At 62.8% G+C, this 24,169-nt stretch carries 25 protein-coding genes and 1 tRNA gene; 10 read left to right on the forward strand and 16 right to left on the reverse strand.

The features are described 5' to 3' along the window. The first annotated feature begins 89 nt into the window (after positions 1 to 89). Together R6254_RS08460 and R6254_RS08465 are read left to right on the forward strand one after the other, a co-directional pair. Positions 90 to 569: an Lrp/AsnC ligand binding domain-containing protein gene (locus R6254_RS08460; RefSeq protein ID WP_318405975.1), complete on the forward strand. Its 480-nt coding sequence runs from the start codon at positions 90 to 92 to the stop codon at positions 567 to 569. Positions 570 to 714: 145 nt separating this feature from the next. Further along, positions 715 to 1,272, forward strand: coding sequence for a DUF3617 domain-containing protein (locus tag R6254_RS08465; protein ID WP_318405977.1), 558 nt, complete (start codon positions 715 to 717; stop codon positions 1,270 to 1,272). A gap of 60 nt (positions 1,273 to 1,332) precedes the next feature. Here the strand turns inward: R6254_RS08465 and R6254_RS08470 are convergent, their stop codons facing one another. From R6254_RS08470 to R6254_RS08490, 5 genes are all read right to left on the reverse strand, one after another. Further along, positions 1,333 to 1,650 (reverse strand): DUF2149 domain-containing protein, encoded by a 318-nt coding sequence (locus R6254_RS08470; RefSeq protein ID WP_318406091.1) that lies wholly within the window; start codon positions 1,648 to 1,650, stop codon positions 1,333 to 1,335. Positions 1,651 to 1,652: 2 nt separating this feature from the next. Then, positions 1,653 to 2,150: a MotA/TolQ/ExbB proton channel family protein gene (locus tag R6254_RS08475; RefSeq protein ID WP_318405979.1), complete on the reverse strand. Its 498-nt coding sequence runs from the start codon at positions 2,148 to 2,150 to the stop codon at positions 1,653 to 1,655. 9 nt (positions 2,151 to 2,159) lie between these two features. Beyond that, positions 2,160 to 3,038, reverse strand: a complete 879-nt coding sequence (locus R6254_RS08480; protein ID WP_318405980.1) for a ChaN family lipoprotein — start codon at positions 3,036 to 3,038, stop codon at positions 2,160 to 2,162. Continuing rightward, positions 3,035 to 7,018, reverse strand: a complete 3,984-nt coding sequence (cobN, locus tag R6254_RS08485) for a cobaltochelatase subunit CobN (protein ID WP_318405982.1) — start codon at positions 7,016 to 7,018, stop codon at positions 3,035 to 3,037. Before cobN ends, R6254_RS08480 begins: the two co-directional genes overlap by 4 nt. 110 nt (positions 7,019 to 7,128) lie before the next feature. Further along, positions 7,129 to 9,333 carry a TonB-dependent hemoglobin/transferrin/lactoferrin family receptor gene (locus R6254_RS08490; protein ID WP_318405983.1) on the reverse strand — a complete coding sequence of 735 codons (2,205 nt, stop codon included), beginning with the start codon at positions 9,331 to 9,333 and terminating at the stop codon, positions 7,129 to 7,131. Between the two features lie 363 nt (positions 9,334 to 9,696). Between R6254_RS08490 and R6254_RS08495 the strand changes: the two genes are divergently transcribed. Both R6254_RS08495 and R6254_RS08500 read left to right on the forward strand, forming a co-directional pair. Continuing rightward, a complete protein-coding gene (locus tag R6254_RS08495) occupies positions 9,697 to 10,275 on the forward strand; it encodes a DUF3617 domain-containing protein (RefSeq protein ID WP_318405984.1) in 579 nt (192 codons plus the stop codon). Positions 10,276 to 10,290: 15 nt separating this feature from the next. Beyond that, positions 10,291 to 11,103: a DUF4189 domain-containing protein gene (locus tag R6254_RS08500; protein ID WP_318405985.1), complete on the forward strand. Its 813-nt coding sequence runs from the start codon at positions 10,291 to 10,293 to the stop codon at positions 11,101 to 11,103. Between the two features lie 90 nt (positions 11,104 to 11,193). Here the strand turns inward: R6254_RS08500 and R6254_RS08505 are convergent, their stop codons facing one another. After that, complete coding sequence (locus tag R6254_RS08505; RefSeq protein WP_318405987.1) at positions 11,194 to 11,904, reverse strand: YggS family pyridoxal phosphate-dependent enzyme; 711 nt, start codon at positions 11,902 to 11,904, stop codon at positions 11,194 to 11,196. Positions 11,905 to 11,942: 38 nt separating this feature from the next. Here R6254_RS08505 and R6254_RS08510 point away from each other — a divergent pair, with 38 nt between their 5' ends. The 3 genes from R6254_RS08510 to R6254_RS08520 all read left to right on the forward strand — a co-directional run bounded on the left by R6254_RS08510 (position 11,943) and on the right by R6254_RS08520 (position 15,201). Next, complete coding sequence (locus tag R6254_RS08510; RefSeq protein WP_318405989.1) at positions 11,943 to 12,986, forward strand: type IV pilus twitching motility protein PilT; 1,044 nt, start codon at positions 11,943 to 11,945, stop codon at positions 12,984 to 12,986. A gap of 154 nt (positions 12,987 to 13,140) precedes the next feature. Continuing rightward, positions 13,141 to 14,277, forward strand: coding sequence for a PilT/PilU family type 4a pilus ATPase (locus R6254_RS08515; RefSeq protein ID WP_318405991.1), 1,137 nt, complete (start codon positions 13,141 to 13,143; stop codon positions 14,275 to 14,277). A gap of 3 nt (positions 14,278 to 14,280) precedes the next feature. Next, complete coding sequence (locus R6254_RS08520; RefSeq protein ID WP_318405993.1) at positions 14,281 to 15,201, forward strand: NAD(P)-dependent oxidoreductase; 921 nt, start codon at positions 14,281 to 14,283, stop codon at positions 15,199 to 15,201. Between the two features lie 66 nt (positions 15,202 to 15,267). On the opposite strand, the gene R6254_RS08525 is transcribed toward R6254_RS08520, so the two are convergent. The 3 genes from R6254_RS08525 to R6254_RS08535 form a co-directional block, all read right to left on the reverse strand. Next, entirely contained in the window at positions 15,268 to 15,948 is a 681-nt protein-coding gene (locus tag R6254_RS08525; RefSeq protein WP_412103132.1) for a BON domain-containing protein, read from the reverse strand. Continuing rightward, positions 15,948 to 16,544 (reverse strand): phosphoheptose isomerase, encoded by a 597-nt coding sequence (locus R6254_RS08530; protein WP_318405994.1) that lies wholly within the window; start codon positions 16,542 to 16,544, stop codon positions 15,948 to 15,950. Before R6254_RS08530 ends, R6254_RS08525 begins: the two co-directional genes overlap by 1 nt. A 111-nt stretch (positions 16,545 to 16,655) precedes the next feature. Then, positions 16,656 to 17,117: a YraN family protein gene (locus R6254_RS08535; RefSeq protein ID WP_318405995.1), complete on the reverse strand. Its 462-nt coding sequence runs from the start codon at positions 17,115 to 17,117 to the stop codon at positions 16,656 to 16,658. Positions 17,118 to 17,167: 50 nt separating this feature from the next. On the opposite strand from R6254_RS08535, the gene rsmI reads away from it, so the two are divergent. Next, a complete protein-coding gene (gene rsmI / locus R6254_RS08540; protein WP_318406093.1) occupies positions 17,168 to 18,031 on the forward strand; it encodes a 16S rRNA (cytidine(1402)-2'-O)-methyltransferase in 864 nt (287 codons plus the stop codon). Here rsmI and R6254_RS08545 read toward each other — a convergent pair. Then, positions 18,028 to 18,522: a hypothetical protein gene (locus tag R6254_RS08545; protein ID WP_318405997.1), complete on the reverse strand. Its 495-nt coding sequence runs from the start codon at positions 18,520 to 18,522 to the stop codon at positions 18,028 to 18,030. The genes rsmI and R6254_RS08545 overlap by 4 nt on opposite strands. Positions 18,523 to 18,664: 142 nt before the next feature. On the opposite strand from R6254_RS08545, the gene R6254_RS08550 reads away from it, so the two are divergent. Then, on the forward strand, positions 18,665 to 19,270 hold the full coding sequence (locus R6254_RS08550; protein WP_318405999.1) for a DUF938 domain-containing protein: 606 nt from the start codon (positions 18,665 to 18,667) through the stop codon (positions 19,268 to 19,270). Here the strand turns inward: R6254_RS08550 and R6254_RS08555 are convergent. Then, positions 19,267 to 20,316: a 3'-5' exonuclease gene (locus R6254_RS08555; RefSeq protein ID WP_318406000.1), complete on the reverse strand. Its 1,050-nt coding sequence runs from the start codon at positions 20,314 to 20,316 to the stop codon at positions 19,267 to 19,269. The two genes, R6254_RS08550 and R6254_RS08555, sit on opposite strands and share 4 nt — an antisense overlap. A 45-nt stretch (positions 20,317 to 20,361) precedes the next feature. Beyond that, positions 20,362 to 20,437 (reverse strand) — tRNA-Arg (locus R6254_RS08560). Between the two features lie 206 nt (positions 20,438 to 20,643). On the opposite strand from R6254_RS08560, the gene R6254_RS08565 reads away from it, so the two are divergent. Next, positions 20,644 to 21,198, forward strand: a complete 555-nt coding sequence (locus R6254_RS08565; protein ID WP_318406001.1) for a c-type cytochrome — start codon at positions 20,644 to 20,646, stop codon at positions 21,196 to 21,198. A gap of 113 nt (positions 21,199 to 21,311) precedes the next feature. Here the strand turns inward: R6254_RS08565 and R6254_RS08570 are convergent, their stop codons facing one another. The 4 genes from R6254_RS08570 to R6254_RS08585 are packed head-to-tail and all read right to left on the reverse strand — an operon-like array spanning position 21,312 to position 24,137. Beyond that, entirely contained in the window at positions 21,312 to 21,866 is a 555-nt protein-coding gene (locus R6254_RS08570; RefSeq protein ID WP_318406003.1) for a DUF2946 family protein, read from the reverse strand. Next, complete coding sequence (locus tag R6254_RS08575) at positions 21,859 to 22,854, reverse strand: YheT family hydrolase (protein WP_318406095.1); 996 nt, start codon at positions 22,852 to 22,854, stop codon at positions 21,859 to 21,861. Before R6254_RS08575 ends, R6254_RS08570 begins: the two co-directional genes overlap by 8 nt. A gap of 5 nt (positions 22,855 to 22,859) precedes the next feature. Beyond that, positions 22,860 to 23,306 (reverse strand): YybH family protein, encoded by a 447-nt coding sequence (locus tag R6254_RS08580; RefSeq protein WP_318406004.1) that lies wholly within the window; start codon positions 23,304 to 23,306, stop codon positions 22,860 to 22,862. A gap of 24 nt (positions 23,307 to 23,330) precedes the next feature. Then, the gene (locus R6254_RS08585) at positions 23,331 to 24,137 is read right to left on the reverse strand and encodes a Rossmann-fold NAD(P)-binding domain-containing protein (RefSeq protein WP_318406006.1); all 807 of its coding nucleotides are present in this window, start codon (positions 24,135 to 24,137) and stop codon (positions 23,331 to 23,333) included. Between the last annotated feature and the right edge of the window lie 32 nt (positions 24,138 to 24,169).

Consider the following 24,169-nt stretch of genomic DNA (forward strand, 5'->3'; position numbering starts at 1 on the left):
CCATGACTTGGTGAATAAGGCCATGGTGGCTTGAATAGTCACGAATTTCTCGCTAAATTTGACGAACAAAACCGAATAATTAACCAGCCATGACCGACTCCAGCCCCGACCTTGACCGCATCGACCTGAAAATACTGAATCTTCTGCAGCAGGACGGCCGCCTGTCCAACCTCAAGCTGGCCGAAACCGTGGGCCTGTCACCCACGGCGGTGCTGGCGCGCGTGCAGCGTCTCACGCGCGATGGTTTCATCCTGGGCTACGAAGCGCGGCTGAACCCGCTGCAACTGGGCGCTGGCATGATGGTGTTTGTCGAGGTGCTGCTGGACCGCACCACACCCAACGTGTTTGAAGCCTTCAAGGCCGCGGTGCAGGTGCACCCCGAAATCATGGAATGCCACATGGTGGCCGGTGGTTTTGACTATTTGCTCAAAACACGCATGGCCGACATGGCGGCCTACCGAAATTTTGCCGGTACGGTCTTGTGGCAATTACCCGGCGTGCGTGAAACGCGGACCTATGCGGTGATGGAAGAAGTCAAAAACACCACCCGGCTCGCGCTGGGGCTGTGACAGCCGGGTACGGCAGGGTTACCCATCCCTGTGGCGACCCAAGCCCCTCACCAACGGGGGATGTGCAAAGCAGCGCGGGCTGGCAATAATGCGGGTTGTCTGCTCCAGACCTTGTCAGTTCCAGCCCTTCATCACGGGGAACACCATGAAAATCAGCACCCTCTTTCAGGCAAGCCTGGCCGCCCTGGCCTTTGCCGCGCCCGCCCTTGCCCAGACCATGAAGCCCGGCCTCTGGGAAAGCACCAACAAGATAGGCGGCAGCCCGGAGATGGACAAGGCCATGGCCCAGATGCAGCAGCAGATGGCCAGTATGCCGCCGGCACAGCGCAAGCAGATGGAAGACATGATGGACAGGCAGGGCATGCGCATGGGCGGCACGTCCAACGGTGGCGTGGCCATGAAAATGTGCATCACCAAGGAAATGATCGAGCGCAACCAGTTGCCGCTGCAGCAACAGGGCAACTGCAGCACCACCATCAGCGACAAGACCAGCAGCGGCATGAAGGTCAGGTTCACCTGCACCAACCCGCCTTCCAGCGGTGAAGGGGTCTACACCTTTCAGGGTGACAACGCTTACGCCATGACCATGAATATCACCAGCATAATCAAAGGCGTTCAGACAAACACCTCCATCGCGGCAGCCGGCTCATGGCTGGGCAGCGATTGCGGCACCGTCAAGCCGCTCAGCCCACCTCAAAAATGACTGGAGGGCAGGACAGTCCGGCGGCCGCGACGCTTAGTGCCGCAGCCCCAAGCGCCAAGCCTACTCTTTGACCTCGGGCACGTAGACGATGGAGCCATCTTTCATGCGGTAGGCCACACCGGCCTTGGCGCCTTCGCCTTGCCCGATCGCGCCGCTGGATTTGTAGCGCTCTATCTTCTCGCCCTTCTTGATCATCATCTCCATGGTCGGTTTGCCGGCGTCGGTGATAACGGTCACATCCTGCTTGGAGAGCTGGCTCAGCATCGGGTTCTGCGCCACGGTGATCAGCAGCGCCGCAATGATGACCAGGAAAATATCGATGATGTTCACCACCGACAGCAGCGGGTCGTCGTTTTCGATCTCATGCAGCAATTTCAGGCTCATTTCACGCCCCGGGCTGTCTGGATCTCCAGCAGTTCTTCAGCCAGCCAGCGCCGGCGCACATTGGAAATCCAGTAGGTCACACTGGCGGCGATCAGTGCAATGATGACCACCGAAAAGGCGACTGTGAGGTTGCCGGACACCTGCGCGAGGTTGCCGTCGGCCAGCGACTTCAGCGCCGGGCCCATGGGAATCATGGTGCCGACCAGGCCCAACATGGGCGCGATACGGCTGGCCAGGCGAGCGGTCTCCAGCATCTTGTGCGCCTTCAGGTCGAGTTCGTCGAACGAAGCCTCGGGACGGGCGCGCACATAGGCCAGCAGGGGAAAGCCGGCCAGCGAGGCCGTGCGCTTGCGGCGCTGCAGGGCCTGCACGGCAAAGGTGCCCAGCGCATACAGCGCATAAGCAAACATGGCGGCCACCAGCAACAGCACGGGCAGCAGAAACAACTGCCCGACCTGGTACATCAGCAGTTCGAGGGTGGTGGATTCGGTCATGGGGTTTCCTTATTTTTGGGGAAAGACGATGGGGGCGACAGAGCCGGGCAGGGGTTTGTCGCAAGGGTTGCTGCGCCCTGCCACACGCGGGGTGAACCACAGCAGGTCAAAGCCTGCGGCGTCATAGGTCTGCGGCGTCTCCTGGCCTTCGGCCACTTCCACGTAGGCGATGGTCAGGGCACGCTCGCCATCCTTCAGATAACGCGGCACGGCGCGGTCGCGCCGAACATGGCCGGCGCCGGCGATCAGCACCACGGGGCCGGCGGCTGACACCAGCGCTTCGGCCATGCGTGCGTCGCGGGCGCGTTGCGCCGTGACGATGGCCTCCAGGCGATCTTGCGGCGGACGTTGCCCACAGTGGCCCTGCACAATCTCCGCCTCCATCGCGGCCAACTGGGCGGCATCGGCCGGTGGCAACACGGGCTTGACCTTGCCCAAGGCGATCTCGCGGGCGTCGGTGCGCGACAGATTCGCCGCGATCAGCGGCCAGCCCTGGCCTGCGGCGAAGGCGATCATGTCCTTGTACATGGGCCAGCGCCAGCCCTTGCGGTTGAGCTGGCCGGCATCCGCAAGCTGCTCGGCGTCTTTCGCGCCAGCGGCCTGCGCGGCACTGAGCGCCGCTTGGTGCTCGCGGTCGAACTGCTCCAGCGCCAGGACGGGTTGACGTCCACGCTGGCCCAGGGCCTGCAAGGCCTCCAGTTGCAAACGGTGGTGGGCCTCGCTGTCGTGTTTTTCGCCCAGCAGCACATAGGGGCTGGCAGCGGCGCGGTCATAGGCCGCTTCAGCGCTGATAAAGCTGCCGCTGCGGGTGTCCCAGATGCGGCCGTCCAGGGGGTGGGCGCCGGCCGCGGTGGCCAGCAATAAAGTCAGGGAAGCAAGGAGTTTCATACGTGGGTGGTTTGTCGCCATTGGCGCCAGGCGCCGACGAGGGGGAAGAAAACAAGCAGCGCAATCGCGCCTATCAACAAGGCGCCCAGTGCCTGGACCACGGGCGGCGCGACTGGCTCCAGCTTCTGCCCGGTGATCTGCGGTGGCTCAACGGGCGCGGGCGCCGGTGCCGGATCGGCGAGCGCGGCCTCTACGGCAGCGGCCGACGCCGGCGTGGGCGCCGGCAGCGCCGCACCCAGGCCAAAGCCGGCCATGCCGACAAAGGCCTGCAGCTTGCTGTTGTCCGTGCGCACGTCGTAACGTTGGGCCAGCTCCTTGTAGCGCTGTTTGAGCTCCTGGACAGTGTCCTTGTCGGCTTGCCAGTAGCCGGTGCGTGCGGCTTCCAGCATGCGTTCTATGGTCTGCGCCAGCGCATGGGGGTTCTCACGCTCGAACCAGTCCTTGAGGCCCAGCTGGTGTTTGTCGCGCACATAGACGTCGGCGAATTCCTGCCACTGGTCGTCACGCACAATCTCGCGGGCCACCGAGGTCCAACCGGCGAAGTTGTTCATGCTGTCCAGCACCTGCAAGGTGCCGGCATAACCCTCGCCCATCAGCCCCTTGATGTAGCCAGGGTGGAAGTTGCGGGTGGCCAGTTCCTTGGCCAGGAACTCGGCCGCGCCTTCGACCTTGCCACTGCCGGAGCCGCGCAGGTTGGAGATGTAGAGTTCGGGCGCCTTGCCGTCCAGGTGGCGCACGGCCAGCGCGATGCCGCCCAAGTACTGGAAGGGGTCGTCGGTGGTCAACATGCCGTAGAGGTTGGAGCTGCGCGAGAGCACAGCGCCTTCGGTGCCCTTGAGGTGATCGGCGTAAAGGTTGCCGCTGGTCTTTGCGCCGGGACCGGCCAGGTCCTTCGCGCTTTTGCCCCAGTCCGTTTCGTCCGGGCCGTAGGCAAACTGCATGCGCGACAGGTACAACTGGGCCAGCTTTTTATCGCCTTCGGCCTTGCTGTTCCAGGTGTCGGTGGCCAGCGCCGCGTCATCGAGGCCGGTGCCGTACTGGCCGGATTCCGACGCGAAGAGGCGGGTCAGGCCGGCCTTTTGCGCAGCCTCCGGCTTCCAGCCCTGCTTGAGCAGCCTAGCGCTGATCTCGCGGGCGTTGGCCGCCACCGGGTTGTCCGCCTCGTTGGCCTCGGCGGCGAGTTTGGCGGCCTTGGCCAGCATCTTCATGGTGTTGGGAAAGTGGTCGCGGTACAGGCCAGTGGCCGACAGCACGATGTCCACACGCGGGCGCTTGAGCTGCTCGCGCGGCACCAGTTTCACGTCGGTGACGCGGCCGCCCTGGTCCCACACCGGCTCCACCCCCAAGCCCCAGAGCGCCTGGGCTTCCAGCATGCCCTGGTGACGCATGGTCTCCACGGACCAGAGCGAGAAGGTGAGTTTCTTCGGCACACGCCCCGACTGCTTGCGGTGCGCGGCAATCAGGCTGTCCATGGCCTCCTTGCCGGCCTCCCAGGCCGCCTTGGTGGGAATGCGCGAAGGGTCAAAACCGTAGAGGTTGCGGCCGGTGGGCAAGGAGTCCGGGTTCTTGATCGGGTCTCCACCGTAGGAGGTTGGCAGGTAGCGGCCGTCGAGGATGGCCAGCATCGCCGCCATCTCATTGCTGGCACCGAGGTCCTGGTACCAGCGTTTGCCTTTTTCGACCGCCTCTTTGAGATTCGGCGCCAGGCCGTCACTGGACTCTCCATCGACCACATAACGCTTGAGCAGCTTGTAGGGCGAGGATTGGGTGAGCTTGTCATAGTTGGCGACAAGGGCTTCATCGGCCTCCTCACCCGGCGCGGCCGAACCTTCGATGAAGTCCTTGCCCAGCATCAGCATCACCGTGCCCAGGCGCCATTTCTCGTCGGCGCCTTTGCCAAAGGTGTGCAGACCCATGGGCTGGGCGGTGCGGGCAAGTTCATGCAGGTGGTCGTGCACGGCGTTGATAAAGCCGGGAAAGTCCTGCGCGATGCGGGCCTCGCTCCAGGCCAGGTCCTTCTCGATGCGCTCCTTCTTCACCAGCGTCAGGAACTCGGCCTTTTGCTTGTCCTTCACCGCGCCTTCGTCCTGGGCCAGCCAGGCGTGCAGCAGGTCGTGGATGCTTGTCAGGGCCTGGTGCAAGCCGGCGGGAGCGAAAGGCGGCGTCTGGTGGCTGATGGTCACGGCGCGACCGCGGCGCTTGGTCTGCTGGGCTTCGCCAATGTTGTCGACGATGTAGGGGTAGATCACCGGCACATCGCCCAGCATCAGGTGCGGGTAGTCGAGCATGGACAGGCCGCGCTCCTTGCCCGGCAACCATTCCTGGGAACCGTGGGTGCCGTAGTGCACCAACGCGTCAGCGCCGAACTGCTCACGCATCCAGAAATATTCGGCGAGGTAGAAATGGGTGGGCGGCACCTTGACCGAGTGGTACAGCGCTTTTTCCTTGTTCTCGCCACGCTCACCGCGCGAGGCCTGCGGCAGGATCACGACGTTGCCCAGCTTGAGGCGGGGCACGGCGTAATACGCCTGGCCATTGCGCCGCAGCACCATGGCCGACTTGTCGGGCTCGCCCCAGGCGGCGCGCAGATCGCGGCCGATCTCAGGTGGCAAGCCGGCCAGCCAGCGGCGGTAGGCATCTACCGGCAGCAGGTCGGCCAGACCGTCACGGACCAGGGCTTCCAGTTCCGCGTTGTCCTGGGGCGGCCGGTAAAAAGGCGCGAGCAGGCGTTGCAGCAAAGCGGTCAGCACCTTGTCATCGGGTACCTCCGTGGTGTAGCCGTCGGCCTTGAGGGCTGCCAGCGTGGCCTGCAAACTTTTCGGCAGGTTCATGTAGGAGGCGGACAGGTTTTTTTCACCCGGCGGGTAGTTCCAGAAAAAGATGGCAATCTTTTTCTCGGCCTTGGGTTTGGCCTGGAGTTTGGCCAGGTTCACGGCCTTGGTCACCACGGCGGCGGATTGCACGGCAATCGCCGTGATCTGGTCCGTGGCCTTGTCGGTCGCGGCGGCGATCTGGATGTCGCTGACACCGGCGTATTCGGCCTGGGACAGATAAAACGGCACGTCCATCAGGGCCACACCCTGCGGGTCGGCGGCCCAGGCGGCGGCGTCCCCCTTGCGATAAGGCATGGCCTGGATCACCGGCACACCCATGGCTTCGAATTCTTTTTTACGCCCTTCCGGGTTCAGCATGATCTGGGTGTTGATCAGCACGTCGGCCAGGCGTTTGCCGCCGGGCGCCATCATGCGGCTCATGGCATCGGCCTCCATGACCGGGCTGTAAAAAGCCAGCGGCACGGCGCCAGCAGCCTCGATGCGGGCAATCATGTCGTCGATGAAGGCCGTCTGTTCGGCCGTGATGTATTGCTGGTGCAGGGCAATGGCGATCACCGGCGGACGCTGGGCCGGGTTGACCTTTTTCCAGGCCAAATAACTCGCGGCGTCCGCAAACACCACATTGGGCGCCGCCGGGTGGTAGATCGCCGACTTGGGGAAAACAATGGGCGGGGCAATCCCGTCCCAAGGCCGGCCAGCCAGCTGGGCCGCGACGGACTGGAAAAACCCCTTGAAGTTGGCCTTGCTGCCATTCACGTAATAAGCGTGTAATCGTTTTGCCAGAGGATCCGGCAAACCCTTCCAGCTCGGCTGGCTGTCATGCAGCCACAGCGAGGGCACGCTCATCCCTGGCAAGGCGGCGCGCAAGCGGGCCTGCACGGCGTCGCGCAGGTGATCGCGCGGCGTGTCAAAAACCACCAGGTCATGGCCCTTGAACACACCCGCATCGACCTCAGCCGGCAGCTTCTCCACGTAACGAACGTCGACCTTGACGCCATAAGGCGCCGCAATCTCGGCCAGCAGGCGGAACTTACCCGGCTGGATGGGACTGCTGGTCACAAACAGCACCGAGGCGGCTTGCACCACCGTGGCGGCGGTCAACAGCAGCAGCGCGAACAAGCCCCGGTAGAAATGAGTGACGGTCATCGACCTGCCTCCAGAACAGACGACAGCGGTTCGCGCGCGCAGTCAGCACAAGGCGCGTTCACACGCAGAAAATCGGCAAGGTCAGGTCGGTCGATGAAAGTCATGGTGGCTTAGAACTGGTGCTTGATGCTGACGCTAAAGTTGCGTCCTGGCTGGCTGTAGGCATCCAGGCTGCTGACATTGGAGGCCACGTCACGCACGTCGGCCCATTGGAAATACTTGCGGTCAAAGAGATTGAACAAGCCAAAATTCAGCGAAGTGCGCTTGTCGATCTGGTACCAGCCGGACAAGTCAACCACGCTGTAGCCACCCGGGGTGTAGTTGGCCGGCGTCGGGTTGCGGTCCTTGCGTTCCACCGCCGTCACCATGAGCTGCCCGCCAAAGAGTCCGTCCCGGTCGTAACGCAGGCCGAGAATGAGTTTGTCCGGGTCGATGGTCGCCAGCGGTGTGCTGACGCCGCTGGTGTTGGAGTCGCCCTTCGCATGGGCATACGCGGCCGACACCGACCAGTTCGGCCGGAAGGTCCAGTCGCTGCGGACTTCAAAACCACGAATCTTCACGTTCGACAGGTTGACCGACTGGTACACGGTCGGGTTGGCAGCGGTTCCCGCCCCGCCGACCTTGACATTGCTCGCGATGAAGTTGTCGTACCTGCTCTCAAACACACTGGCGCTGTAACGCAGCGAATCCGAGCGGCCGCGCAAGCCAAACTCAAACGAGTCGCTGGTCTCAGGCTTCAGGTTGGGGTTGCCAATGGAGGTGTAGAACGAGGTCAGGTTGGTCACGCCGCCATTGATCTGGTTGGCGGTCGGCGCACGGAAGCCATGGGCGTATTGCGCAAAGACATTGACCAGCGGCGACTGCTTCCAGATCAGGCCGAGCTTGGGTGACAACTCGCCCCCGCTCAAGGAGGACGGAGGAACCGTGTTGTTGACGAGATACAGGGCATCGGCCCGGGGCTTCAGGCTGAAGCTGTCATAACGCAGTCCGGGCACCACACTCCAGTTGCCTATGGTGATGTCATCCTGGATGAAGGCGCCAGCCAGCATGCTGTCGGTATCAGGGAACCCTTTGTTGGTCACAAAAGCCCCGCCGGAGCTGTTGAAGCCCGCTTTCAAACTCGTCACCTCGGTTTGCGAGACATCCACGCCGTAGACCAGCCGGTGAGCGATGTCCTGGCCGAAGTGGCTCTCGAACTGCACATTGCCGCCGGTCGCGTTTTCACGGTAAGTGGTATCGCGGGTGCGCACCAGCGGCGCGGTGGAGCGCGACTCAAACCCGAACTGGCTGTTCTCGGACGCTTGGTGGTAAATGCTGGCCGTGGCCACCTGGAACCAGCCGCCCTTGGGCTGGGTAAAGCGGTAGTCCAGCTTGAAAAGATCACGCTTGATATCCTCGCGTGCCCTGACGCCGGTCAGTGTGGCCGCCGCACTCGGGTCGCCGAAAAAGCTCAGGATGTTGGTGTCGTTTTTGCGGTCCAGCGACTCGGCCGTGAGTTTGAACTCATGCGCCTGGTTAGGCTTGATCACCAGTTTGCTCAGCAGGTAGTCCGACTTGTTGTCGGAAGGATTGGCCGTCGTGCGGTTCAGGTTGGCGACGTTGTTGGTCCCCATGGTCTCGGCTTCATGTCCGCTGCGGAAGCTGGCCAGCACCATGCCCTGGACCTGGTCGGTGCGAAAAGCGAAACTCGGGGTGGTTTGCCAGGACTTGTCCACCGAGTTGTAAGCCAGCTTGATCGCCGTCTGGGTCGGGTTGCCGAAGGTGAGCAGGTCGACCGGGTCCTTGGTCACGAAGCTGACAGCACCCGACAGCCCGTCACTGCCGAACTGGGTGGACGAGGGACCACGCAAAATTTCGACCCGCTTGTAGGCTTCTGGGTCGATGTAGTTGCCGCGGCCGGCCGCATAAGGACCGCTTGAATAACTCCCCGGCAGGCGCACGCCATCGACCTGCAGCATGACCTGGTCACCTTCCAGGCCGCGCACGTTGATGCCTTCGTTACCAGCGCGTCCGGTGGCACGGAAAACGGCGGAAGCCCGGTTCGGCTGGACACGCACCGACACGCCGCTTTCATAACGCAACAGTCCTTCCAGATCCGTCGGCATTTCGCGCTCAATACGTTCGGATGAAATCGTCGTGATGGTGGCGGCAACGTCGTCCACATCCTGCTCGGTCCGGGAGCCGGAAACGACGATCTCTTTCATCGTTGAAGGCACTGCCTGGGCATGGGCCAGGCCGGCCGAATCAAGCAGCAGGGCAAAGGGAAAAGCAGCAATAGCGGCGGCCAGCGGGCGGCGGCGAAGAGGCGGATACATGGAAGGGTCCTGTCGGGGCGCAGTCGGGTTGATTGGCTGGCTGCCGAGGCGTATGCATCCATGCAAACACGGTGGGTGGCTGTTATTTCCAAGTGGAACCGCGAATGATAATGATTATCATCCAATATGTAAATGCGTGTAAGACGAATTCCAGGGCGGCCGATGCTGCCCTGTTGATCCAACGCAACAGTCAACTCGGCGGGACCGCGCCGCCCGCGTTCTGGCCCCCCCTGCAACCGCCGTCCGGGACTGCGCTCTGCAGACAAACTCAGCCACCCAGGGTTTGGGGCTTTCTACACTTGCACGAGAGCCCACGCTCGCCCTAGACTGGCCACTGGCATCAACTGGCTTTCTGGAGGTCCCATGAACACCTGTTTACTGACCCCTTTGTCTCTTGCCCGCGCCGTGTTGCCGGGCCTGCTGTTGCTGGCCGGCCTGCCGGCCCTGGCTCAAATCATGAAGCCCGGTTTATGGGAGGCCAGCAACAAGCTGGGCGGCAGTCCGGAGATGGACCAGGCCATGGCCCAGATGCAGCAGCAAATGGCCAGCATGCCGCCGGCACAACGCAAGCAGATGGAAGACATGATGGCCAAACAGGGCATGAGCCCGGGCGGCGCATCCAAGGGTGGCATGGTCACGAAGATGTGTATCACCCCGGAAATGGCGGACAAACAGCAGTTGCCGATACAGCAACAAGGCACATGCACCACCACGAGCAGCGACAAAAGCAGCACCGGCATGAAGCTGAAATTCAGCTGCACCAACCCGCCCTCCAGCGGCGAAGGCCAGGTCACCTTCACCGGCGACACGGCCTACACCATGAGCATGAAAATCAACACCGGCGGTCAGGGCGTGCCAAAAAGCACCACACTCCATACCTCGGCCAAATGGCTGGACAGCAATTGCGGCGCCATCAAACCGATGGTTGTGCCCAAGCAGTAACTTTGAAGGAAAACCATGATTTCTGCACTGAAAACTCTCGTCGCCTGGCTTGCTGCGAGCATGCTGCTGTTCGCGGGCAGCCATGCCATGGCCGCGGGCGCACTGGCCATAGACACCCTGCAGGGCGAGAAATACGGGTTTTCTTTCAACCACCCCAGCGTTGACCAGGCCGACCAGCGTTCCATGCGTGAGTGCGGTGCTGACTGTTCTGTCGTGCTCCGCTTCAGTGGTGAATGCGGCGCCTACGCCGCCGACCAGGCCAAGGGCTCCAACGCGTATGGATGGGGCACGGGCAGCACCAGCGCCAATACGCAGGCACGGGCCATGTCGGAATGCCGGGCCAAGGGCGGCTCCAGTTGCAAGGTGCGCGCCTGGGGTTGTGATGCCAAGGTGTCTTCCGCGCCGCAGGCCGCCAGCCAAGTGCCGACCCAGGCGGCACGCCAGCCGGCCCCTCATGACAACAACAAGGCGGCCGCCGCCGGATTCCCCATGCTGGGTGAATGGCTGGTGGACTATGTTTCCGAAACTGGTTACACCGCCAACGGCAGCTTGCGCGTGACCGAGAGCTTTGGCAAGGGCGGCTTTCGCGGGGTGCTGGTGCAGTCCTTTAGCAACGGGGGTGAGTCAAAACGGGTGCAGCAGGACATGATGATCACCGTGCAAGGCGACACCGTGATCCTCAACGGCAGCAACCCGGTCTACCTGCTGGGCGCGGGCCGCTACAACGCCGACAACTTCACCCTGACCATAGGCAGCCCCAACCTGATGCGCGGCAAAAACAGCGACGCCAAAGGCGTCGGCGGCGTTGTAGTGATCAGCAGGAAATAAAGCGCCGGCAAGGGCGGGATCAGCCCGCGCAAGAAAGGCCCCCTCGGCGGCGGCGAATCACACGCCGTGGAGAATGTGGGGACCTACGGCTTACCTTCCCCCGAAAATCGCCGTTCCCACGCGCACCATCGTGCTGCCGGCATGGATGGCGGCTTCCAGGTCTGCCGTCATGCCCATGGACAGGGTGTCCATGGCCTGCGGCAACACGCCGGCGCTGTTAATCTGATCAAAAAGGCCTGCAGCCCTTTCATGGATTGCGCGAGAAGCTATGAAATCAGGAGCAGGCTCGGGAATCGACATGAGACCGCGCAACTGCAACCGGGGCAGGCGCGCGACTTCGGCGGCCAACGCCAGCGCCTCGTGCGGCGCCACGCCCGACTTGCTGGCGCCACCGTCGATGTTGACCTGCAAGCACACCTGCAGCGGCGGCAAATGGGGTGGCCGCTGCTCGCTGAGCCGCTGCGCAATTTTCAAGCGGTCCAGGGACTGCACCCAGTCAAAGGTCTCGGCCACCAGCCGGGTCTTGTTGCTTTGCACCGGGCCGATGCAATGCCATTCCGAAGGCGGGGCACGGTTCTCGGCCTCCCATTCCCGGATCAGCAGCAGTTTTTCCACCCCTTCCTTGATGTAGTTTTCGCCGAACATGTGTTGCCCTGCGGTCACGGCCTGCATCACGGCTTCGGGCCCAAAGGTCTTGGAAACGGCGAGCAAACGCACGGTGGCGGGATCGCGTCCGGCGGCTGCGCAGGCCGCAACAATCCGTGCGTGCACGGCTTGGAGATTGTCAACAATCGTGGTCATAATCGAACTGTAAACCTAGACTCAGAGGAACCTCCCGGATGGACATTACCCAGCTGCTGGCTTTTAGCGTCAAGAACAAGGCCTCCGATTTGCATTTGTCGGCCGGCCTGCCGCCTATGATCCGGGTGCACGGCGATGTCAGGCGCATCAATGTGGATCCGCTGGACCACAAACAGGTTCACGCCATGGTGTACGACATCATGAATGACACCCAGCGCAAGAATTACGAAGAGTTTCTGGAAATCGACTTTTCATTCGAGATCGACGGCCTGGCGCGTTTTCGCGTCAATGCCTTCAACCAGAACCGCGGCGCCGGTGCGGTGTTCCGGACCATTCCTTCGAAAATTTTGACGCTGGAACAGCTCAACGCGCCGAAAATTTTCGGCGAGCTGGCGATGAAACCGCGCGGCATGGTGCTGGTCACCGGCCCCACCGGCTCGGGCAAGTCCACCACCCTGGCGGCCATGGTCAACTACCTGAACGAAACCGAATACGGCCACATCCTGACGGTGGAAGACCCGATCGAGTTTGTGCACGAATCGAAAAAATGCTTGATCAACCAGCGCGAGGTCGGCCCACACACGCTGAGTTTCAGCGCGGCGCTCAAATCCGCGCTGCGCGAAGATCCCGACGCCATCCTGGTCGGCGAGATGCGCGACCTGGAAACCATACGCCTGGCCATGACAGCCGCCGAAACCGGCCACCTGGTCTTCGGCACCCTGCACACCTCCAGCGCGGCCAAAACCATTGACCGCATCATCGACGTGTTTCCGGCCGAGGAAAAAGACATGATCCGCGCCATGTTGTCGGAGTCGCTGCAAGCGGTGATTTCGCAAACCCTGTGCAAGACCAAGGACGGCCAGGGCCGCGTCGCCGCGCACGAGATCATGCTGGGCACCAGCGCCATCCGCAACCTGATCCGCGAGGCCAAGGTGGCACAGATGTATTCGTCCATCCAGACCGGTAACAGCGTGGGCATGCAGACGCTGGACCAGAACCTGACGGACCTGGTCAAGCGCAACATCATCTCTGCCGCTGAAGCACGCAGTAAGGCAAAAATACCCGAGAACTTCCCCGGCTAGATATGGCCCCCACGCTTGTCACTTCGTCTACAGCGCTGCCCCCCGAGGGGGCCGCTGCGCCTGCGGCCCCTGCTGGGTTGAAGAGGGCACTCGCCTGCGCGTCAATCCTTCCGTCTTTCTGACGGCTACCGAATCTGTTTGAAAGGAGTCGCACATGGAACGCGACCAGGCCAGTAAATTCATCAACGACCTTCTCAAGCTGATGGTCGGCCGCAATGGCAGCGACCTGTTTATCACGAGTGACTTTCCGCCGGCCATGAAGGTCGACGGCAAGATCACCAAGGTCTCGCCGCAGCCGCTGAACGCCGGCCACACGCTGGCGCTGGCGCGCGCCATCATGAACGACAAGCAGGCCGCCGAGTTTGAGCGCACCAAGGAGTGCAACTTCGCGATTTCTCCGCCCGGTGTTGGCCGTTTCCGCGTCAACGCCTTTATCCAGCAGGGCAAGGTCGGCATGGTGATGCGGGTGATCCCGGCCACACTGCCGACCATCGACGGTCTGGGCCTGCCGCAGGTGCTGAAAGACGTGGTGATGTCCAAACGCGGTCTGTGTATCGTGGTCGGCGCCACCGGTTCGGGCAAGTCCACCTCGCTGGCGGCCATGGTGGACTGGCGCAACGAAAACTCCTTCGGCCACATCATCACGATTGAGGACCCGGTGGAGTTTGTGCACCCGCACAAAAACTGCGTGATCACGCAGCGTGAAGTGGGCCTGGACACCGACAGCTGGGAGTCGGCGCTGAAAAATGCGCTGCGCCAGGCCCCCGACGTGATCCTGATGGGCGAAATCCGCGACCGCGAAACCATGGAGCATGCGGTGGCTTTTGCCGAAACCGGCCACCTCTGCCTGGCGACGCTGCACGCCAACAGCGCCAACCAGGCGCTGGACCGCATCATCAACTTCTTCCCCGAAGAACGCCGCGCCCAGTTGCTGATGGACTTGTCGCTGAACATGAAAGCCATGATCTCGCAGCGCCTGGTGCCCAAGCAGGACGGCAAGGGCCGGGTCGCGGCGGTGGAAGTCATGCTGAACACACCGCTGATTTCCGACCTGATCTTCAAGGGTGAGGTCTCCGAGATCAAGGAGATCATGAAGAAAAGCCGCAACCTGGGCATGCAGACCTTCGATCAGGCGCTGTTCGACGCTTTTGAAAGCCACCAGATCAGCTACGAAGACGCGCTGCGCAATGCCGATTCCGTCAACGACCTGCGGCTGCAGATCAAACTCAACTCCCAACGTGCCAAAACCCAGGACCTGGCGGCCGGCACCGAACACATGGCCATTGTTTAAATCATGACTATTTCCAGCACCCACCCAAAAACCTACGAACCCGCTCCCGCCCTGAACGTTGCCTTTCTGGGGCTGGGCGTCATGGGTTACCCCATGGCCGGCCACCTCGCGTTGGCCGGCCACGCCGTCACCGTCTACAACCGGACCGCTACCAAATCGATAGCTTGGTGCGCAGAGTACGCGGGGGCCAAGGGCCTGAAACATGCTGAAACACCGCGCACGGCCGCAGTCGGCGCCGACATCGTGTTTTGCTGCGTCGGCAACGACGACGATTTGCGCAGCGTCACCTTGGGCGAGCACGGCGCCTTTGCCGGCATGCAGCCGGGCGCGGTGTTTGTCGACCACACCACGGCCTCCGCCGATGTGGCGCGCGAGTTGTATGCGGCAGCGCAAGCGCTGGGCCTGCAGTTTGTCGATGCGCCGGTCTCGGGCGGACAGGCCGGGGCCCAAAACGGGCTGTTGACCGTCATGTGTGGCGGTGATGCGGTGGCCTTTGAGGCGGTCAAGCCGGCCGGCATGGCATTTTCCAAGGCCTTCACCTTGATGGGTGCCAGCGGCGCCGGCCAGTTGACCAAAATGGTCAACCAGATCTGCATCGCCGGCCTGGTCCAGGGCTTGAGCGAAGCCGTGGCCTTTGGCCAGAAGGCCGGGCTGGACATGAAGCAGGTGCTGGACGTGATCGGCAAGGGTGCGGCGCAGAGCTGGCAACTCGACAACCGCGGCAAAACCATGGTGGCCGGCCAGTTTGATTTTGGTTTTGCCGTCGACTGGATGCGCAAGGACCTTGGCCTGGTGCTGGATGAAGCCAAGGCCAATGGCGCACGGCTGCCGGTGACGGCGCTGGTGGACCAGTTTTACGCCGACGTCCAGGCCATGGGCGGGCAGCGCTGGGACACCTCCAGCCTGATCAAACGCCTGACGTAAAAACCACACGCCCACAAAAAAGCCGGCCTGTCGCCGGCTTTTTTTTGGGGGAGCTGAGCGCCGGTGTTAGACGCCGCTGCTCTGCGTGCCCACGGCGGCCGTCGGTTTGGCCGCCTGCTGCGGCATCAGGCGTTTCAGTTCTTCTTCGCTGATGACCTCGAAAATCCGCACCACCTTCTGCACACCGCGGCCACCACGGGCGATCTCGGTCGCACGGTCGGCTTCGCGCTGCGTCACACGACCCATCAGGTAGACGGTGCCGCGTTCGGTGACCACCTTGAAGGCGCCGGCATACAAGTCCTTGGTATCGATCAGCAAGGCCTTGACCTGGCCGGTGATCAACACGTCGGAAGAACGCTGCACCAGTGAGGGGCTGTCGATGATGGCCAGTTCGTTGACCACGCCGTTGACGTTTTCGACCCGGGACACCACCTGCTCCACGAGTTTTTTGTCCTGCTCGTTGAGGACTTCGCCGGTGATCAGCACCTGGCGGTTATAGCTGGTCACGCTGACCCGTGCACGGCTGCCGAGGTTGTCGCGCAGACGGCTCATGGCGCGCAACTCAATACCTTCGTCTTCCAGCTGGGCACCCGAGGTGCGGCGGTCCGTGGCCACCATGGCGCCGCCCGCGACGCCGCCCAGCACCAGCGGAAAACAAGCGGTCAGGCTGCCGCCCAGCACGACCATGGTGCAGGCCGTCAGCATCAGCCGCTTGAAACGGGTGGTGCTTGGATTGGTTTTTTTCATCAAGGACTTTCCTGGTCGCCAAGTAATTGGGCATCCACGCCGTCACAAATGCAGTGAAGGGCCAGCAGATGAACTTCCTGAATCCGTGCCGTACGGTCATGCGGCACGCAGATATGCACGTCGGTTTCGCGCAAGGCCGCCGTCATTTGGCCACCGCCCTTGCCGGTCAGCGCCACCACCGTCATCTCGCGTTCGTGCGCCGCCTCGATGGCGGCCAGCACATTGGCCGAGTTGCCGCTGGTACTCAGCGCCAGCAACACGTCGCCGGCGCCGCCCAAGGCGCGCACCTGCTTGGAAAAAATCACGCTGAAATCGTAGTCGTTGGCGATGGCCGTGAGGATGGAGCTGTCGGTGGTCAACGCAATCGCACCCAGCTCGGGCCGCTCGCGCTCAAACCGCCCGACAAACTCGGCCGCGAAATGCTGGGCATCCGCGGCTGAGCCGCCGTTGCCGCAGGCCAGCACCTTGCCGCCACTGGTCACACTGGCCAAAATGGCCTGCACCGCGGCAGCAATCGGTTTGGAAAGTAGTTGCGCCGCCTGATATTTCAGGTCCGCGCTGTCAATAAAGTTCTGTTCAATGCGTTGTTCGAGCATGGGGCAATGATACCGGGTCAAAAATTTCAGTTTGGCGTCCACGGGCTCTTAGCCCGCCGCCGCGCAATGCATGGTTACAAAATGGGGGCAAATACGCCATTCACAAGCGAATCAGTCCGCATCAAACGCGCCGCGCAGCCATTCAACCACGACCGTGTCGGGCGCATCGAGCCGGCCTTCGACCAGCACCACATCAAATCGGCAAGGCGGCGCGCTGGCAAAACGCATCAGGTAGTGGCGTGCCGCAAACACCAGCCGGCGCTGCTTGATCACCCCAATGCTGGCCGCCGCGCCGCCATGCAGCGTGCTTTTGCGCTGGCGCACCTCGACAAACACCAAAGTGCCATCGGGCGCCCGCATGATCAGGTCCACCTCGCCGCCGCCGCGGCCCGGCGTCCGATAATTGGCGTCCACCGGTTTCAGCCCCGCCTTGACCAGGTAGGCCAGCGCCAGTGCTTCCGCCGCGTCGCCCAGGCGCTTGGTGGTAATCTGGCCGGGCTGCTGCTGCGCGCCGGCCACACCGCTGCCGCCGCTGACCGGCTCTTTTGCAACCTGCTTTTTGGAAAACCACATTGAACGCTTCCTTCGACCTGGCCCTGGCTGCCGCACGTGCCGCGGCCGGCATGCAGCATTATCCCGAAGCGGCCCTGTATGTGGTGGCCACGCCCATCGGCAACCTGTCGGATATCAGCCTGCGGGCCCTGCATGTGCTGCAACTGGTGCAGGCCATCGCCTGCGAGGACACGCGCCACACCCAAACCATGCTGCGCCAGTACGGCATCGACAACAAACCCCTGCTGGCCGTGCATGAACACAACGAAGCGCAAGCGGCCCTGCTGGTGATAGAGCGCCTGCAGCGCGGTGAGCGGGTGGCGTATGTCAGCGATGCCGGCACCCCGGCTGTCAGCGACCCGGGCGCACGCCTGGTGGCGGCGGTGCGCGCCGCCGGACTCACCATCCTGCCCCTGCCCGGTGCCAGCAGCGTGACCACCGCCTTGAGCGTGGCGGGCATCAGCGGCGACGCCGGTTTTGTTTTTGCCGGTTTTTTGCCGTCCAAGGCCGCGGAACGGGATCAGGCCGTGTTGGCCCTGCAGGCCGACAAACGCGCCGTGGTCATCCTGGAAGCGCCGCACCGCATCGAGGCCCTGGCCCGAGCCATGGCGCCGCTGGGTGCACGTGTGATCACGGTGGGCCGCGAGCTGACCAAGCAGTTTGAAGAAATCGCCAGCGTTGCGGCGCAGGACTTCAGCGCCTGGCTGGCTGCCGGCAGCCAGCGCACCCGCGGGGAGTTTGCGCTGGTTTTACATCCGGGCGAACAGGCCCAGGCCAGGGACGACGGCAGCCGGGTCTTGCAATTGCTGCTGGCCGAATTGCCGCTCAAAACCGCCGTGAAACTAGCCGCCGACATCACCGGCGCACCCCGCAACGAGTTGTACGAAGCGGCCCTGGCCTTGAAGAAAACCGACGCTTCTGACGACGCCGATTAAGGCATCACGGGCACCATGCTCGGGCGTTCTTCCACGCCCGGATGGGCTTTTTGCACCACCTGGTTGCCGTCGATATAGACCCAATAAAACATGTCCTGGATGCCGTACCAGCGGTAGGTCAGGACCTCACCCGGCCAGGACGCCACGCGCTCGATGAAAGCCGGCCGACCGAACTCGCGCAACACGTCCGCACGTGTCCATTTGCCCAGTTCGATGCGCTGAAAATCTGCCTCATCCAGCACCTGCCTGACGCTGGCCACACGACCCGCCGCATCCAGGTCCACCATGAACGCATACTGGCCGCCCGGCTGGCCGGAATATTGCAAACGGCTGCCCTGGCTCAGGGGCACCACCGCTGTCGGGGCGCCCATGCGCGACACCACTTCTTCGCGCGACATCCCCGGGCTGATGGAGCTGATGGGAAACAGCGCGCAGCCGCTTAGCCAGAGCAGGGGCGCGAGCAAAATAAGGAGAGGTTTGTGCAGTCTCATGGCTTAGGGTCCTGGTTGGAGAGGCAGCGCCCGGTGACGCTTGCGATCGGTGAATTTTCCTGTTGTTTATACCTCGCCCCCACCCTCTTTGCAGGGCGCGGTTTTCCCGCAAAAGTTCCCAGGCAGCGACAATCAACCCTCCATGGACAAACCCTATGCCCCCGCCACCGACAGAAACCGCGAACCGATTCTGGAGGTTTTGCGTGAACGTTTTGCCGGTTGCCGCCAGGTGCTGGAAATCGGCAGCGGCACCGGCCAGCACGCGGTGTATTTTGCGCAAGCCCTGCCGGGCTTGCGCTGGCAGACCTCGGATGTCGCGGACAACTTGCCGGGTATCACTTTGTGGTTGCAGGAGGCCGGCTTGCCGAACACGCCGGCCCCGATTGACGTGGACATGCGGCAAGCCTGGCCAGACATCGCCTTTGACGCCGTTTTCAGCGCCAACACCTTGCACATCATGGGCTGGCCGGAAGTCACACAACTGTTTCTGGAACTGGGCCGGCGCATGCCGCCCGCAGGTTTGCTGGTGGTGTACGGCCCGTTCAATTACGGCGGCCGCTTCACCAGCGACAGCAACGCGCGTTTTGATGCCAGTTTGCGCGCGGGCAACCCGGCCAGCGGGCTGCGCGATTTTGAGGCGGTGGAGGCACTGGCGGCAGGCGCCGGCCTGGTGTTGCGGGAAGACCGGGCCATGCCGGCCAACAACCGCTGCATCACCTGGCAGCGCGGCCCCGCCACAAGCGCTTAAAGCGTTTTGAAATCGAGTTTGCCGGGACGGGCGGCGTAACGGTTCAGGGCATCGAACTGCTCAACCTGCACACGCGCCGGGCGGTTGTCATACACCGCCACCTTGAGCCAGTCACATTCGGCCTGCAACTGGGCTTCGTCATTGAGCCGGGTTTGCCACACCTTGTGTTGCCCGTCCCAACGGTAAGCTCTGGCCTTGAGCAAATCCTTGGCCTCAAAAGGTGCGGCCGTGGCCTGCAGGCGGTAGCTGGGTTGGGAGGCGGCAGCCAACAGGCGCGCCAACCCGGTTTGGCCAGAGACCGGCAGCGGGCTGGCCAACACGGCCAGCAATGCATGGCAATCCATTTCAGCGCGGTGTGCGTCGTAAAACCAGCCCAGGTCCTGCGCCAGCTGGGTCAGCTTGGCCGAGCTGCGGCCTTCTTTTTTCCAGTCCAGATCGGCAAACGAACAGGCCCAGGGCAGTTGCGCAAATTGCGCCAGCCGCGCCTCGGCAAACGGGCGGTCAAAACCGGCGTTGTGGGCCAGCACCAGGTCGGCCTTGCCCAGCATGGCGGCCACACGTTGTTCATCCAGCTTGTGGCCACGCACCATCTCGTCGCTGATGCCGGTGATGGCCTGCACCTCAGCCGGAATCGGCATGCCGGGGTCTTCCAGGCCGTCATAAACCTCGACCCGCCCGGTTGGCAAACCAGTCGCCGTTTCCACATCGACCAGCAGCAGCGCGAGCTCCATGATGCGGTCGTGCGAAGAGTCCAGCCCCGTGGTTTCCGTGTCCAGGATCAACACCCGCGTCACCGGCCTCTGCGGCTGGTGCGCAAACTGCTGCACCACGGGCAGGCGCCGCAACACGCGGTAATCGGCATGGCTGTCGAGCACACGCGCCATCGCTTCAGGCTCCAGCGCCGCCGAGGTGGCAGGGGTGGGTGTCGTCGTTTTGGCTTTGCGGGTCCGGGCGGGTTTGGGCGCTGGCGCGCTCAGCGCAAGGCCGTCGTCAAAACCAAAGCCCAATTGGCCGGAAGCCGCCACGTGAGCATTTGCCTCGTTCATGTTGTAGTTCCAGGCGTCTGTCGCGGGGGGATTGAAAAAGAAAGTTGGTGCGGCTGGCGGGGATCGAACCCACGACCCTTGGCTTCGGAGGCCAATACTCTATCCACTGAGCTACAGCCGCAACGCTGAAAGGTGTGCTCTGCCCGACTTTTTCGGTGGGCAGAGACTTCGCAGGATCAGGCTTTGCAAACCCGATTCCTGTGGAAGTGTTTGATTCTAGCAGTCAGGCAGCCTCTATCCCAGGTTATTAAGAGGGCCGCAGCTATAATCGAAGGTTGTCGAATATGAGTTGCTTTAGTTATCGATTTTTAGTTTTTTGAGGAAGCCATGAGCGCAAACGATCACACAACGGCCCACGAAGAAGACCACTCTGGCCCCATCAAAACACCGAAGCAATTGCTGGCTGCGATTTTCTTCTCTTTTGTCATCCCGATTTTCGCCATCATTGCGCTGGTTTATTACGTCACCTCGGACAACAAACCCGCCGCTGGCGCCGTGGATGTCCAGAAGGCCATCGCCCAACGCATCCAGAAAGTCGGCACGGTTGAAATCCGTGATGCCAATCGCCCCCTGAAGGCCGGCGCCGAAGTTTATACGGCCCAGTGTGCTGCCTGCCACGCCACCGGCGTTGCCGGCGCACCCAAGTTTGGCGATGCCGCCGCCTGGGGCCCCCGCATCAAAACCGGCTTTGACACCCTGTGGGCCTCCGCGCTCAAAGGCAAAGGCGCCATGGGCCCCCAGGGCGGTGGTGATTTTGAAGACGCTGAAATTGGCCGGGCGGTTGCCCACATGGCCAATGCTGCTGGCGCGAAGTTCGCCGAGCCACAAAAACCTGCGGCCGCCACGCCTGTCGCCGCTGCCGAGCCAGCAGCCGCCAAATAAGGCGATCCTCCGGGTTCAGCAAAAAAGCCGGTCCTGGACCGGCTTTTTTATGGGTGTTTCTAGATGGAAATGGCCTCCAGCCCTTACACAGCGGGCACAAAAAGCTATTGTTTTTATAGCGAATGGCTTGCCTGACCCGCGGCCGGGCTGCGCACATAGGCAAAACGCAGCGGCAACTCCCGCGTGGCGACTTCTTCGGGCACCCACAAACCCTGCTCGATCGCGTCGGCCGCATGCAACATGTCCTGCGTATGCACCAGGCCAAAACCGATATTGGTCTCCAGGTAGACACGGCCCTGTTCATCCAGCATACAGCGTTGTGCACGCGCCGGCTCGCCGGTATGCGCGGTCACGGAAAAATCCGGCGCGCCGCCTAAACGCCAGACCAGCGGCGTGGCCTCCAGCTCCACATACACGCGCTGAGGGCCGTTCTGGAAAAACCACTGGCCAGCCTGGTCGCTTTCGTAGTTGCGCTGGATGAAATCAATCAGCTTCTCATGTTTGAGTAACGAACCTTTGGCGGCGAGCGGCCCGCCGGCAAAGGGGCCGGCGGCCTGCGCCTTGTCGTCACGCATATACCAGTTGCCGCGCGCGTCCAAGCCCAGCCATCCGTAGCAGTTGGGAACGTTGGGCCATTTGGCGATGGCCTGGCGAACGATGTCATCCATGGTGTTGATTTTGCGCTGCTTCGACCTGCGCCGCAAAAAACCCGCACACCGCCTCGGGCATGGCACGCACATGGCAGGGAAAAGGTGCCGATGGAAAACCAACATGGCCGCCCTCACGCGGCTGCCACAGCGTGACGGTGGCACTCACGTCGGCGGCCTGCGGCAGGCTGGCGGGCGGGATAAAGGGATCGTTGAGCGCGTTGACGGCCAGCGCCGCCACCGCAATACGCTGCAAGTACGGCTTGGCCGAGGCGCGCGCCCAATAATCTTCGGTGTTCTGAAAGCCGTGCAGCGGCGCCGTGAAGATGTTGTCGAAGGCGTACAGATCGCGTGCCGCCAGCAGCGCTTCGGCACTGAACAGGCCGGGGTGTTGCTCCAGCTTTTTGAGCGCCTTGGGCACCATGGAGCTGAGAAACATGCGGGTGTAGACCAGGCGGTTAAAGCCCTGCCCAATCGCATAACCGCTGGCGGTCAAGTCCAATGGCGAACACACCGAGGCCACGGCGGTCACCACCGCACCGGCCGCAGCCCCCATTTCGCCGGCCCAGCGCATCAAGGCATTGCCGCCCAGCGAAATGCCGACGGCAAACAGCGGACCCGTATGCTGGCGCCGGAAACGCCGCAATATCCAGTCGATTTCTTCGAAGTCACCCGAGTGGTAGGCGCGCGGCGCGCGATTGATTTCGCCCGAACAGCCGCGGAAATGCGGCACGGCACAGGCCCAGCCGCGCACACGCGCAACGTCGGCAAAAGCTTCGGCATAGTGGCTGGCCGACGAACCCTCCAGGCCATGAAACACCACCAGCAGCGGCGCACCATCGGCACTGGCGTGCCGGGCAAAATCCACATCAACAAAATCATCGTCGGGCGTGATCCAGCGCTCGCGGCGAAAGCTCGGCGCCTCGGCCAGGTAACGTTTGGAACGCAAGGCTGCGTAAATGGTTTGCAGGTTGCCGCCGGGCAACCACCAGGGGGCCTGGTAAAACATCGCCATCAATGCAGCACTGGCGGGCTGTCCGAGGCTTCCTGCATCTCGTGCGGCGTGCCCGGGCTGGCATGGTGCGCCACCATGCGCCAGCCCTGTGCGGTCTTCTGGTAGACATTGGTGGCAATGGCGTAGGCGTGGCGCGGGCCTTCTTCGGTCATGATCTCGATACGCTCCAGCACGCTGTGCACGCTGGTGCCCATGCTTTCTATCTTGCGGACTTTTTCGGCCTGCGCCCGGATGCTGCCATTGGCAAACATCGCGTCAAACGCGGCACGTATGGCGCCAGGTCCGAGGATGCGCGGCCCGCCCGGATGGACACAAACGATGTCATCCTCATCGGCCCAGCAGGCCATGAGTTTTTCAATGTCGCCGGTTTGCAGCGCTTCGTAAAAGGCCGCCTCGGTGTCATCGGCGCTGCCTTGGTTGGCCGGGGAAACTTTGGGTTTTTGCATGGATGAATTCGAAGAAAGACGGGTTCAGCTCGGCGCTGAAGTTGGCTCTGTCGTATTAAGCCACGCCGACACCACCTTGTGCATGTCTCGCGCCTGCGCGGCCTGCCACAACAGTTCTGGCCCGGCCACATGGGTGCCGGCCGGCAACTCCCGCAGGGCGAGGTCGATAAACTCCGCCAGTTTGGCCGGCCGCAGCGGCTGGGCCGAGGCCGGGATCATGTATTTAACAATCGACAACATCCAGGCCGCGAGTTTTTCGAGGGCGCTGGCAGCCGCCGTCGCGCCCGGCTTTTGCGCAGAACGCAGCAGCAAAACCCGCTCAAAACCCAGCGCCGTCACCGCCTGCTCGTCGATGCTGGCCAGGCCCTGCATCAGGGCTTGCGGCAAGCTCCCCTGCGCATGGGGCAGCACCAGCACCAGGGTCTGCACTCCGCAGCGCCTGAGCCAGTGCGCCAGCGCCAGCAGTTGCCCGGGCACCGGCGTCCACAAGGCACGCTCGCGGTCGTGGTGCAGGCGGGACGGCTCGAACATCACCACCGCGGTCTGCACCGCCAGCGGGTACACCGGCCAGGCCGCGATATCACCAGCGCCAACCACGGTGATGCCCACCTGCAGCAGCCCGGCGGTGATGGGTTCACGCGCCAGCACCTGGGTCTGGGAGAAAGCACCGCTGCCGGCCAGCCGCCGCAAAACCTCGCTGCCCAGCGGCCCGGTGGCACCGGCCACCAGCAAGCCGGGTTTGGCCCCCGCCCTGGCCACCGGTCGCAGGCCGGCTTGCAGCACCTGCAAGGGGCTGGCGGCTGGAGACGAATCAGTGGGATGAAAGTGCATATGACTATGGTAGTGTTGCAACTTGCTTTTTG

Source organism: Polaromonas potterensis (genome assembly GCF_033446725.1).
GTDB lineage: Bacteria > Pseudomonadota > Gammaproteobacteria > Burkholderiales > Burkholderiaceae_C > Polaromonas.